Source organism: Nitrospirillum amazonense (assembly GCF_007828045.1).
In the GTDB taxonomy this organism is placed as follows: Bacteria; Pseudomonadota; Alphaproteobacteria; order Azospirillales; family Azospirillaceae; genus Nitrospirillum; species Nitrospirillum amazonense_C.
Genome location: NZ_VITN01000005.1, coordinates 170,364 through 182,326, shown reverse-complemented (window position 1 = coordinate 182,326; position 11,963 = coordinate 170,364). Strand labels below are relative to the sequence as shown.

General features: G+C 67.9%; 9 protein-coding genes. 2 read left to right on the top strand and 7 right to left on the bottom strand.

Annotation, left to right across the window (positions count from 1 at the left end):
• The first annotated feature begins 35 nt into the window (after nt 1–35).
• Nucleotides 36–2,198: a protein-disulfide reductase DsbD family protein gene (locus FBZ89_RS10550; protein WP_211115186.1), complete on the top strand. Its 2,163-nt coding sequence runs from the start codon at nt 36–38 to the stop codon at nt 2,196–2,198.
• 73 nt (nt 2,199–2,271) lie between these two features.
• Here the strand turns inward: FBZ89_RS10550 and FBZ89_RS10545 are convergent, their stop codons facing one another.
• From FBZ89_RS10545 to FBZ89_RS10525, 5 genes are all read right to left on the bottom strand, one after another.
• Nucleotides 2,272–2,811, bottom strand: coding sequence for a GNAT family N-acetyltransferase (locus FBZ89_RS10545; protein WP_211115185.1), 540 nt, complete (start codon nt 2,809–2,811; stop codon nt 2,272–2,274).
• A complete protein-coding gene (locus FBZ89_RS10540; RefSeq protein ID WP_145749942.1) occupies nt 2,808–3,083 on the bottom strand; it encodes a type II toxin-antitoxin system TacA family antitoxin in 276 nt (91 codons plus the stop codon). Before FBZ89_RS10540 ends, FBZ89_RS10545 begins: the two co-directional genes overlap by 4 nt.
• Nucleotides 3,084–3,205: 122 nt before the next feature.
• Nucleotides 3,206–5,149 (bottom strand): hypothetical protein, encoded by a 1,944-nt coding sequence (locus FBZ89_RS10535; RefSeq protein WP_145749941.1) that lies wholly within the window; start codon nt 5,147–5,149, stop codon nt 3,206–3,208.
• Nucleotides 5,150–5,245: 96 nt separating this feature from the next.
• Nucleotides 5,246–5,929: a 2OG-Fe(II) oxygenase family protein gene (locus FBZ89_RS10530; protein WP_145749940.1), complete on the bottom strand. Its 684-nt coding sequence runs from the start codon at nt 5,927–5,929 to the stop codon at nt 5,246–5,248.
• Nucleotides 5,930–6,156: 227 nt separating this feature from the next.
• Entirely contained in the window at nt 6,157–7,068 is a 912-nt protein-coding gene (locus FBZ89_RS10525) for a mitochondrial fission ELM1 family protein (RefSeq protein ID WP_186457288.1), read from the bottom strand.
• 231 nt (nt 7,069–7,299) lie between these two features.
• Here FBZ89_RS10525 and FBZ89_RS10520 point away from each other — a divergent pair, with 231 nt between their 5' ends.
• Nucleotides 7,300–7,815 carry an Lrp/AsnC family transcriptional regulator gene (locus FBZ89_RS10520; RefSeq protein ID WP_145749938.1) on the top strand — a complete coding sequence of 172 codons (516 nt, stop codon included), beginning with the start codon at nt 7,300–7,302 and terminating at the stop codon, nt 7,813–7,815.
• Nucleotides 7,816–7,968: 153 nt separating this feature from the next.
• Here the strand turns inward: FBZ89_RS10520 and greA are convergent, their stop codons facing one another.
• Together greA and carB are read right to left on the bottom strand one after the other, a co-directional pair.
• Nucleotides 7,969–8,442, bottom strand: coding sequence for a transcription elongation factor GreA (gene greA / locus FBZ89_RS10515; protein WP_145617113.1), 474 nt, complete (start codon nt 8,440–8,442; stop codon nt 7,969–7,971).
• A 159-nt stretch (nt 8,443–8,601) separates the two neighbouring features.
• On the bottom strand, nt 8,602–11,895 hold the full coding sequence (gene carB / locus FBZ89_RS10510) for a carbamoyl-phosphate synthase large subunit (RefSeq protein ID WP_145749937.1): 3,294 nt from the start codon (nt 11,893–11,895) through the stop codon (nt 8,602–8,604).
• Nucleotides 11,896–11,963: the final 68 nt, after the last annotated feature.

The window sequence follows — 11,963 nt, the reverse complement described above, 5'->3', positions numbered from 1 at the left end:
GCCGCCCTCATGCACTACATGAGGGGGATGGGTTTGTGGATGAACGATGGAAGACGGCGGCGGTGATGGGCGGTTTCAGGAAATGGGCGGTGTATCTCGTGGCGCTCGCCGGCTTCGCAGCCGCGTCCGCGTCGGCCGCCCCGGTGCACACCGAGCACACCGTCAGCCAGCTGGTGGCCGAGGGTCCCGCCGTTCCCGGCCAGCCGCTGTGGGTGGCGCTGGACCAGAAGCTGCAGGATGGCTGGCACACCTATTGGGTCAATCCCGGCGACTCGGGCCTGCCAACGGAGGTCAACTGGACCCTGCCTGCCGGCTGGAAGGCCGGTCCGCTGAACTTCCCGGCGCCGCACCGTTTCACCACCGGCCCGCTGGTCAACTACGGCTATGAAAAGGCCACCCACGTCCTGGCGCGCCTGGACGTGCCGGCCGATGCCAAGCCGGGCGGCACCGTCACCCTGACGGCCGCCGCCAACTGGCTGATCTGCGCCGACGTATGCGTGCCCGAGGACGCCACCCTGACCCTGGAGGTGCCGGTCGCCGCCAGCGCCAGCCCTGACCCGGCCGTGGCGCCGCTGTTCGCGGAGGCGCGTGCGGCCCTGCCGGTGCCCAGCCCTTACGCCGCCAGCGTCAGCAGCACCAAGACCGCCGTCACCCTGCGCCTGGCCGCCCCCGGCCTGACGGCTGACCAGGTCAAGGACGCCTACTTCTTCGCCGAGAACCCCGACCTGGTGGAGGCCGGCGCGCCGCAGCAGCTGGCCGTCACCAAGGATGGCCTGACCCTGACCCTGAAGCCCACCGGCCGCGCCACGCCCGGCCCGGTGAACGGCATCCTGGAGGTGACGGAACTGGTGAACGGCCAGCCCACCACCCAGGCGCTGGCCATCGCCATTCCCGCCGACGGCGTTGGGGCCGCGCCGGCCGGCGGCGCGGCAGCGGACACCGGCAACGCGCCCGTCCTGCCCCTGTGGCAGGCGGTGCTGTTCGCCTGCCTGGGGGGCATGGTCCTGAACCTGATGCCCTGCGTCTTCCCCGTGCTGTCCATGAAGGCCATGGCCCTGGTGCGACACCAGGGCGCCCACGCCCGCCTGCACGGCCTGGTCTACACCGGCGGCGTGCTGGCCTGCTTCGCCGCCATCGCCATCGTGCTGATGGCCTTGCGCGCCGGCGGGCAGGAAATCGGCTGGGGCTTCCAGCTGCAGTCGCCTCTGGTGGTGGCCGTGCTGGCCTATGTCATGCTGCTGCTGGGCCTCAGCATGTCGGGCGTCTTCACCGTGGGCGACCAGTTCATGGGTGTGGGGCAGGGGCTGACCCAGGGTGACGGCTATGCCGGCTCCTTTTTCACCGGCGTGCTGGCCTCCGTCGTCGCCACGCCGTGCACGGCGCCCTTCATGGGGGCGGCCGTGGGCTATGCCCTGGTCCAGCCCTGGTATGTGGCGCTGGCCGTCTTCCTGGCCCTGGGCTTCGGCATGGCCTTGCCCTTCCTGGCCTTGGCCTGCAGCCCCTGGCTGCTGCGCCACCTGCCCAAGCCCGGCGCGTGGATGGAGCGGCTGAAGCAGGTGCTGGCCTTCCCCCTGTACGGCTCCGCCGCCTGGCTGGTCTGGGTGTTCGCGGTGCAGGTGGGGGCGCCCGGGATGACCGGCATCCTGGTTGGCCTGGTGCTGGTGGGCTTCGCCGCCTGGCTCTATGGCGTCACGCATTATGCCGAGGGCTGGGGCCGGCGCGGCGGCGCCCTGGCCGCCCTGGCGGCCCTGGTGCTGGCGGTGGCGGCCGTGGTGCCCCAGGCCGGTGGCAATGCCGCCCCGGCGGCGGGCGGCAAGGCCGTGGTCCTGACCGACGGGTTCGAGGCCTTTTCCCCCGCCACCTTGGACAAGCTGCGCGCCGACAACCGCCCGGTGCTGGTGGACTTCACCGCTGCCTGGTGCATCACCTGCCTGGTGAATGAGCGCGTGGCCCTGTCCAGCGACACGGTGCACCAGGCGCTGAAAAGCCACAACGTGGCCCTGCTGAAGGGCGACTGGACCAACCGGGACGCCGAGATCACCCGCGTGCTGCAAGCCCACGGCCGCAGCGGCGTGCCCCTCTACCTGTTCTATCGTCCCGGCCAGGCCGAGCCGGACGTCTGGCCGCAGATCCTGACCGAGGCCCAGGTGCTGGACGCGGTGGGCAGCCTGCCCAGGCAGAGCGCGAGCGCGCAGTAAAAGAGCAAAACACCAGCGCCGAGTAAGGGGCGTAGGCTTGCCGGTCCGAGAACCAGGCGGCCCCGCGCCTCTCCTACAAAGGGGGCAGTCCGGCGGCAACGCGGGCTTTATTGTATTCCGCGTAGGACATGACGAGGGAAAGCGGCCGGTCGTCGAGCGGCAGGGCGCCATAACGGGCATACCACGCGGCTGCCGCTGCGTCCTTGGCGTCAATCAGCAGGGCGGTGCCGCCCACCTGGGCCGAAACACGCATGCAGCGTTCCATCGCACATGCCAGCAGGTGGCCGCCCAGGCTGCGGCCCTGATGGGTCTTGGCCACGGCCAAGCGCGCCAGCCGGAAGCCACCCAGCGCATAACGGCCCCCGCCGCCCGGCCTTGCGGCAAGGGGGACCTGATGCAAATCCACTTGGCCCGGGCTGATGGTGTAGAAGCCGAGAATGGTCTTTCCGTCGGCCGCCTCAATCGCGCAATAGGTCTTCGCCGCTCCGCTTTCATGCGATTGGCGAGCATATTGGGCGATGAAGAGATTGAGGTCCGCCTGTCCGCAGTCAAAGCCCTTGCGGTCGTGCTTCTTATCGATGGCCTCTTCGCGCCACGCAGGAAGCGCGATCACGTGGCCTGCCGGTCCTTTAGGATGGCCACCATATGCGGGTTAGGCTCACGCGGGTTGTCCAGAAGGTCCAGTATCTTCCGGGTGTCACGCTCCGACAGCGCGATCCGTTCCGCGCGTTCGATCACCAAGTCCGCCGCGCGCAGCGAATTGCGGAGCAGGAAATCCTTGAGGGTCGTGTGTTCCAGCGTGGCCGCCCGGACCAGGCGCGCCTTCTCCAACGGTGGAATATCCATCGAGAACCGACCGTTGTCGTCAACGCTTGCTCGGGGCATGGCCGTCCCTCTCTTTCACCATGATCACCGTTTGTATCACAAGGGGAAGGCAATCGGCAATCCAATGCGCTTTCAAAGCGCATTGGATCTGGCCAGAGGACATGCCACCCGGTCGCCGGTTCCTAAAACCCGAACATGTGGTCGAGCGCGAAGGCGCCCTGGGCGCCATCGCGGATCAGGCCGTGATAGCCGAACAGGCGGCAGGTGGTGTCGCGGATCAGGACGTAGGCGTCGCGGCCGGCCTGTTTGATCTCACCGCTGGTGAAGGTCTGGCCCACGCGGAAGTGGAAGCTGCCGGAGCAGGCGATGGTGACCGTGCGGCGGGCCACCTCCTCCCCGTCCTTGGTCATCAGGATCAGCGCGGTGTTGGAGCGCGCGTTCCACGGCGTGCTGGCCGGGTAGATCAGGTGGCACAGCGTGTCCACGTCGGCCGCCATGCCGGTACGCAGGAACAGGCGGGTGGACAGGCCCGGCGCTCGGCCGGAATAGGACTGCGGCTCGTTCTTGTACGTCAGCACCGTGTTGAACATGTGGGCGCCGAAGCTGGTTTCGGCGGCGTGGCCGCTGACGCCGTCCTCATAGCGGAACAGGGCGTGCAGCCAGCCGTCGGCGTCGTTCTCGCCGGCTGCGAAGTCGTAGATCAGCTCTAGATGGCCATAGCCCGAGGGCAGGCTCTTGCCCTCCAGGATGTCGGCCGCCTCGAACACCGTCTCATGGTCGCGCGGCAGGCGGCCCAGGTCGCGGCGCGCCACCTCCGTGCCGTCGGCGTCATAGACGATGGCGGTCAGCGGCAGGTGGCTCTGCGTTGTGCCCATGGGCGTGGGCAGGGCGATGGTGCGGAAGCGGCCCGCCGGGAAGATGGGGGCGGGCAGGATGAAGCCCTTGCCCATCAGGTTGGTCAGGGTGGCCAGCTTGGGGTCCGGCTTCAGGTCCACGCGCTCCACGTTCGGGTGGGCGATGCGGTGGCGGATGGCGCCGGCGGCATCGGTGCGGATGACCTCATAGCGGGGGCGGACGAAATGCTTGCCGGCGCGGATTTCCAACTGCTGCGGCCAGCGGGCGTCGGGCAGCAGACTGGCCACGTCCAGGGCGTAGGTGGCGTAGGGGGGCACTTCCCGGTCCAGCATCACGGCCGTATCGTGGCCCATCAGGTTCAGCGCCACGGCGCCGGCGGGAATGGGGCAGGGGTGGCTGTTCTGCACCCACAGGATCACGCGCTCATCGTCCCGCGGGGCGGGCAGGCCGGCGTAGAGGTCCGAGGGCCAGGCGTTGGCGTCATGGGTGCAGGACAGGGTGTCGGCGGCGTCGCCATAGGTGTCCAGCGCATACTTCACCACATCGTGGCCGGCTGCCCCCACGACATGGATGAACAGCTGGCCGGTGAATTCCGGCAGGTCGAACTCCTTGCGCACGGCCGCGCTGTCGATGACCACGGTTCCGTCGGCGCCCGGCAGATCCTGCGTCCAGCGCGCCAGCACCTGGCCGTCCTCGCCGAACAGGCAAAGCCACAGATAGGGCTCGGCGGCGCCGTAGCTGGACCAGTAGTTGGCCGTGACCACCCGGGTGTGGTGGCCGGCGCCGTCGCGGAAGAAGGCGTAGTTGGTGGCGAAGTTCAGCGGCGCCAGATAGGTGCGGCGGTTGGTCAGCAACTCCTCCGGCAGCTTCAGCGGGTCCAGGGAGTAGATCTTGGCGCCGGCGGGAATGAGGTGCCGGATATGGGCCACCAGCCGTTCGGCATCGAAGGCCGCCACGAACACAGCATCTACCGCGGTGCCGGCCAGGGCGGTCACCGGCTGGGCCGGCCGGCCCAGCAGCGGCTGGCCGATCTTGTCCACGTTCTGGGCATAGACCGCCGCCACGTCGACCGATCCCCCGGGGCCGGTGAGGTGATGGATCTCGTCGAACGGCTCCAGCATGTTCAGCGGGTCGTAGACGGCGACCCGACCCGCCGCCCGCAGATCGGCCAGCAGCGCCTGCGCCGGTTCCGCCGCCAGCGGGTGGCCGATAGCCTTGAAGTAGCTGCTGCCGCCGGTGACGTTGCTGAAGGTTTCGATCTTGAGGGGCATGGACGGGTCCAAATGACAAGGGGACCGCCGGCCCGCAAACAGGCCGGCGGTGACGCATCAGGGCGTTATACGGGCAGACGCACCGTTTTCACAGATTCAGCGGAAGGGGTTCAGGCGCTTCATCTTGGCCGACAAGGCGTGGCGGAACTGTTCCCGCTTCACCACGCCGTCGTCCTGCACCCAGTTCAGCTGGATGACGCGGCGTGGGCCGACGAAGCTGGTGTGGCCGTGCCAGGCGGTAGGGCCATTCAGGAAGGCCAGCAGGGTGCCCTCGGCCGGTGGGATCTCGGTCACCGCGTTGTCCAGGCTTTCCGGCCCGCGCAGCAGGCGCAGGCGGCCGTCCGACGTTTCCCAGGACGGGTTCATGTAGAGCAGGACGGTGATGATCTTGCTCTTGCTGTCCACGTGGATCTGGCCATCCTGGGCCTTGGCCCGGCCGCGCACCGTCACCATCGTGGGGTGGCCGGTCAGGTCGATGCCGAACTTCTCCTCGAACGCCGCCGTCATGGCCGGGCCCTGGATTTCCTCCAGCAGCGCCGCGAAGGCCGGGCCGAAGCTCAGTTCCCGTGAGGGGAAGCTGCCGGCCTGCTCGATCTCGGGGAAATCGCGGTGGATGGCCTCACGTACCTCCGCCCGCACGAAACCGGGAATGATCAGGTGGGCGAAGGGGTCGTGCGACAGGGGCGTGGCGCGAAAGGCGTCCAGGTCGATGTTGTGGCCCGGGTCCGTCGCCAGCAGGGCGCCAGACGCGGGGGAGGAGGGGACGGAAGTGCCGATCATGGTCCTGCTTCTTCTAAGACTGGCGCTTGATGGGGGCTGGCGCTTGATGCGACGCCGGGGTCGGATCGTACTTTAGAATCGTTCTTGCTGAGATTGGTTCGCAAATACCTCACCCCAGATGGGGCGGCGGCGCATCGGGGTCAATGCTGGGCCCAGGCGATTGGCCCATCCCAGCAACGGATGGGCCCACCATAACACAGGCCGCGTCCCCGTGCGCCGTCGGGGCGTCAGCGCCGGGCGGCCATGCGCCGCAGCACCTCGGCCGCCACGCGGGGGGTGTCGTCAAGGGGCGTGGGCGTCCAGTTCTCCACCACGCCGGTGAAGGGCCGGGTGACGCCGCGCTCCACCATCAGCTGGTGGAAGCGGTCGAACTTGGCCGACTTGCCCTCCAGGGCGATGACATAGACGGGTTTGCCGGTGCTGGCCGCCTCCGACACCATGGACACGCTGTCGCCGGTGCACAGGACGGCGTCGGCCAGGCCCAGATAGCCGAAATAGGGGTTGGCGCCGGCACCGTCCCAGACCACGGCCGGCAACCCCTGCAGGTGCTGGCGCAGCACCGCCTCGTTCTCCGGCCCCGTGCGGCGCGAGGGCGTCACCATCAGGCCGATGCCCTGGCGCGCCAGTGTGGCCAGCCGGTCGGCCAGCTGCGCGGTCACGGCCGGGGTCAACTGGTAGACACCGTTGGAGCCGCCCACCAACACGGCCACACGGGGGCGGGGCAGGTGGTCCAGCTCGGGCGCGAATGCCGCGGCCTCCGCCGCCAGGCGCGCCGCCGTCACCCGGTGCAGGGCGCCCAGGCTCTCCATCACGTTGGGACCGACCTTACGGTCATGCGCCGGCATGACCACCAGGTCCAGCCAGCCGAAGGGCACGCCCGGGTTCTGGATGTGGACGCAGAAGGTGCGCCCGCCGCTACGCCGGCGAATGGCCAGGGCGGCGCCCACCGCCTGCCGGCCGGAGGTGATCAGCAGATCCGGCCAGGGCGGCGCCAGGGCGTCGGAGTCGGGGGTGAGGCCGTGGTCGAGGCTCAGCGGCAGGTAGGGGCTGAGCTGGCGCCAGGGCGTCTTAAGGTGGATGCGCTTGACCACCGGCGTGGCGCCTACGGCCTCCGCCAGGCCCAGGCACTGGTTTTCCATGCCGGCCTTGCCATCGGATAAAACCCAGCAGATGGGCGGGGTTGCGGGCTGTGGGGCTGGGGGGACGGCGGGGGCCGCCAGGGGGCTCTGGGCGTTCATGGCGCCAGTGTACCGCGCATCCCCAAAGGATGGGACGGTTTCGCGCGCAATAATCTTTCTTGCCTGGGGGCGGCGGGCAATCTATGTAATATCCTTTCAACTCCACCCCTCCCGGGAGCACAAGACAATACCATGCGGCGGGTCAAACTCGACCGAATTGATCGGCGTATCCTGCGCGACTTGCAGGCGGACGGCCGAATGACCAACGTGGAACTCGCCCGGCGGGCCGGCATCTCTGCGCCCCCTTGCCTGCGGCGTGTCCGCGCGCTGGAAGAGGCGGGCTTCATCCGGGGCTACCATGCGGACATCAACCCCGAGGCCCTAGGCTTCGGCGTCACGGTGTTCGCGCAGGTGGGCCTGTCTTCCCAGGCGGAAGCGGATCTGAAGAAGTTCGAAGGCATGGTCAACAGCTGGCCCGAGGTTCGGGAATGCAGCATGCTGGCCGGCGAAACCGACTTCCTGCTGAAGATCGTGGCCGCGGACTGGGACAGCTACCAGCGCTTCCTGACGACCAAGCTGACGGCGGCCCCCAACGTCAGCCACGTGAAGTCGGCCTTGGCCATCCGCCAGTCCAAGTACACCCCCGGCGTTCCCATCGACGTCGATGTGGGCCCCGAGGTGTTGGAGGACGACGAGGACGGGGAATAAGCGCTTTCGCATGGCATTTGATCCTTGATCAAATGCCCCTCAGGCCCCGGGCGCGGCCCCCCGCAGCCGCTTCGCGTGAAGGCACAAAAGAAAGGCCCCCGCTGGACAATCCGGCGGGGGCCTTTCTTTTTAATGCGCAAGGTCGCCGCCGCCTCAGCGGAAGGCGATCTCCACGATCTCGTAGCTCTTGGAGCCGCCGGGCGTGGTCACCTCGACATTGTCGCCGACATGCTTGCCGATCAGCGCGCGCGCCAGCGGGCTGGTGATCGACAGGAAGCCGTTCTTGATGTCGCTCTCGTCGGCACCCACGATCTGGTAGGTGGACTCCTCATCCGTGTCCTCATCCGCCAAACGGATGGTGGCCCCGAACTTCACGGCGTTGCCGGTCAGCTTGCTGACGTCGATCACCTCGGCCCGGCTGATCTTGTCTTCCAGCTCCATGACGCGGCCTTCGATGAAGCTCTGGCGCTCACGGGCGGCATGGTATTCCGCGTTTTCCGACAGGTCGCCGTGCTCGCGCGCCTCGGCGATGGCCTTGATCACCGCCGGCCGCTCGATGACCTTCAGATGCTTCAGTTCTTCCTGGAGGCGGGTGTAACCCGCAAACGTCATCGGGATTTTTTCCATAGCCTTCGATATTCCGTTACTCAGAACCCAGGGGATCTTGCCCTGGGGCGAGCCCCGAGGGGCCGCATCGCGACAACGAGAAACCCTCCCGAGGGTGATCTTGATCCCGGGATGGCGGCCGGTCGGCCGTCATCCCCTGGTCGATCGATCACCCGCAGGTTAGTAAGTCCCGCTCAGATAGGACTGAAGCGGCGCAACCTCAAGGCTGCCAGTGCGCAGCGCCGAGATGGCGTCCACGGCGGCGCGGGCCCCCGCGACCGTCGTGTAATAGGGAATGTTATTGACGAGTGCGGTGCGGCGCAAGCTGAAGCTGTCGGAGACGGCTTGAGCGCCCTCTGTGGTGTTGAACACCAGTTGCACCTCACCATCGATCATGGCGTCAACGATGTGGGGCTGGCCCTCCAGCACCTTGTTGATCTGGCTGACCGGGATGCCGGCCGCCGACAGCACCTTGGCGGTGCCGCAGGTGGCGACGATCCTGAAGCCCATGTCCACCAGGCGGCGCGCCACCGGAACCAGGGCAGGCTTGTCTCGTTCCCGAACCGAAATGAACACCGTGCCGGTGGTCGGCAGGGTTACGCCGGCGCCCAGCTGAGCCTTGGCGAAAGCCATGGCGAAGTTGGGGTCCAGGCCCATGACCTCGCCGGTGGACCGCATCTCCGGCCCCAGCAGGATATCGACGCCGGGGAAACGGTTGAAGGGGAACACCGCCTCCTTCACCGCCGTGTGCGGCGGGAAGGCGCCGCCCAGCTTGAAGTCGGTCAGTTTTTCGCCGGCCATGACGCGGGCGGCGATCTTGGCGATGGCCGTGCCGGTGGCCTTGGCGACGAAGGGCACGGTGCGCGAGGCGCGCGGATTCACTTCCAGGATGTAGATATCCTGGCCGGCCGGGCCGTTGCCCTCCGGATTCGCCTTGATGGCGAACTGGATGTTCATCAGGCCGACGACGTTCAGGCCGTGGGCCAAGGCCTCGGCCTGGCGCGACAGCTCGTCCACCACCGGCTTGGGCAGGGTGTACGGGGGCAGGGCGCAGGCGCTGTCGCCGGAATGGATGCCGGCTTCCTCGATGTGCTCCATCACGCCCGCGACATAGACCTGGGTGCCGTCGCAGACGGCGTCCACATCCACCTCGATGGCGTCCTGAAGGTAGCTGTCGATCAGCACCGGGTTCTTGCCCGACACCTTTACCGCGTTGCCCATGTAGCGCTTAAGGCCGGCCTGGTCGTGGACGATCTCCATGGCGCGGCCGCCCAGCACGTAGGACGGGCGGATGACGACGGGGAAGCCGATCTGGTCGGCCACCTTCTCCGCCTCTTCCAGCGAGCGGGCCAGGCCGTTGGCCGGCTGGCGCAGGTTCAGCTTGTGCAGCAGCTGCTGGAAGCGCTCGCGATCCTCGGCCAGGTCGATGGCGTCCGGGCTGGTGCCCAGGATGGGGATGCCGGCCTCTTCCAGGTCGCGGGCCAGCTTCAGCGGCGTCTGGCCGCCCAGCTGCACGATGACGCCCAGCACCTCGCCGTTGGCCTGCTCCGTCCGCACCAGTTCGATCACGTCCTCGGCCGTCAGCGGCTCGAAGTACAGGCGGTCGGCGGTGTCATAGTCGGTGGAGACGGTCTCGGGGTTGCAGTTGACCATGATGGTCTCGTAGCCGGCCTCGCGCAGGGCGTAGACGGCGTGGACGCAGCAATAGTCGAACTCGATGCCCTGGCCGATGCGGTTGGGACCGCCGCCCAGGATGACAACCTTCTTCTTGTCCGTCGGCTCGGACTCGCACTCGCCGGCCACGCTGCCGTCACCCTCGTACGTGGAGTACATGTAGGGCGTCTTGCTGGCGAATTCGGCGGCGCAAGTGTCGATGCGCTTGAACACCGGGCGGATGTTGAAGCCGCGGCGGGCCGTCGCCACGGCGGCCTCGGTGGCGCCGGTCAGGGTGGCCAGGCGGGCATCGGAGAAGCCCTGGGCCTTCAGCCTGGCGAAATCCCGCTGGGTCAGGGCGGCAAGGCCGCCCTTCTGGACGGCGGCCTTCACGCCGGCCTCGGCCTGCACGACCTCTTCGATCTGGCGCAGGAACCAGGGATCGACGCGGCAGGCGGCGTGGATTTCCTCCACCGTCAGGCCGTGGCGGAAGGCCTGGGCGATGACCAGGATGCGGTCGTGCGTGGGCTTGGACAGGGCGGCCCGGATCTTCAGCGGATCGACCACGCCGGTGCCGCCGGTCAGATCCACCTCATCGAAGCCGGTCAGGCCGGTTTCCATGGAGCGCAGGGCCTTCTGCACCGATTCGGCAAAGCTGCGGCCGATGGACATGGCCTCGCCCACCGATTTCATCGAGGTCGTCAGCAGGGCGTCGGCGCCGGGGAACTTCTCGAACGCGAAGCGCGGCATCTTGGTGACGACGTAGTCGATCGTCGGTTCGAAGCTGGCGGGCGTGCTGCCGGTGATGTCGTTGTCCAGCTCGTCCAGGGTGTAGCCCACGGCCAGCTTGGCGGCGATCTTGGCGATGGGGAAGCCGGTGGCCTTGGACGCCAGGGCGGACGAGCGGCTGACGCGCGGGTTCATCTCGATGACGACGACGCGGCCGTTCTCCGGGTTCACGGCGAACTGGACGTTGGACCCGCCGGTGTCCACCCCGATCTCGCGCAGCACGGCGATCGAGGCGTTGCGCATCAGCTGATATTCCTTGTCGGTCAGCGTCAGCGCGGGCGCCACGGTGACGCTGTCACCGGTGTGGATGCCCATGGGGTCGATGTTCTCGATGGAGCAGATGATGATGCAGTTGTCGCGGCAGTCGCGCACAACCTCCATCTCATACTCCTTCCAGCCCAGGACCGATTCCTCGACCAGCACCTCGCCCACCGGGCTGGCGCGCAGGCCGCCGCGGACGATGTCGACATATTCCGCCTTGTTGTAGGCGATGCCGCCGCCGGTGCCGGCCAGGGTGAAGCTGGGGCGGATGATGGCGGGCAGGCCGACATAGGCCAGGGCGTCGGCGGCCTCGGCCTCCGACTTCACCATGCGCGACTTGGGGCTTTCCAGGCCGATCTTGTCCATGGCGTCACGGAACAGCAGGCGGTCCTCCGCCTTTTCGATGACGTCGGCCTTGGCGCCGATCAGCTTGACCCCCAGCCGATCCAGCGTGCCGTCGTGGAACAGCTTCAGCGCCGTGTTCAGCGCGGTCTGGCCGCCCATGGTGGGCAGCAGGGCGTCGGGCCGCTCCTTCTCCAGGATCTTGGCGACGACGGCGGGGGTGATGGGCTCGACGTAGGTGGCGTCGGCCAGGCCCGGGTCGGTCATGATGGTGGCGGGGTTGGAGTTGACCAGGATGACCCGGTACCCCTCTTCCTTCAGCGCCTTGCACGCCTGCACACCGGAATAATCGAATTCGCAAGCCTGGCCGATGATGATCGGGCCGGCGCCGATGATGCAGATGGACTTGATGTCTGTGCGTTTAGGCATAAGGGTCAGCCGCCATTTTTTGAATTCTACCGTCCGGTCAGTCCGGCCCAACCCGACGGGGGCTCCAG

What these genes read in the sequence shown, in the direction of transcription:
- FBZ89_RS10540 (WP_145749942.1), bottom strand. Translation starts at nt 3,083, where the DNA reads ATGCCCCGAGCAAGCGTTGACGACAACGGTCGGTTCTCGATGGATATT.
- FBZ89_RS10535 (WP_145749941.1), bottom strand. Translation starts at nt 5,149, where the DNA reads ATGCCCCTCAAGATCGAAACCTTCAGCAACGTCACCGGCGGCAGCAGC.
- FBZ89_RS10530 (WP_145749940.1), bottom strand. Translation starts at nt 5,929, where the DNA reads ATGATCGGCACTTCCGTCCCCTCCTCCCCCGCGTCTGGCGCCCTGCTG.
- FBZ89_RS10525 (WP_186457288.1), bottom strand. Translation starts at nt 7,068, where the DNA reads ATGGAAAACCAGTGCCTGGGCCTGGCGGAGGCCGTAGGCGCCACGCCG.
- FBZ89_RS10520 (WP_145749938.1), top strand. Translation starts at nt 7,300, where the DNA reads ATGCGGCGGGTCAAACTCGACCGAATTGATCGGCGTATCCTGCGCGAC.
- greA (WP_145617113.1), bottom strand. Translation starts at nt 8,442, where the DNA reads ATGGAAAAAATCCCGATGACGTTTGCGGGTTACACCCGCCTCCAGGAA.
- carB (WP_145749937.1), bottom strand. Translation starts at nt 11,895, where the DNA reads ATGCCTAAACGCACAGACATCAAGTCCATCTGCATCATCGGCGCCGGC.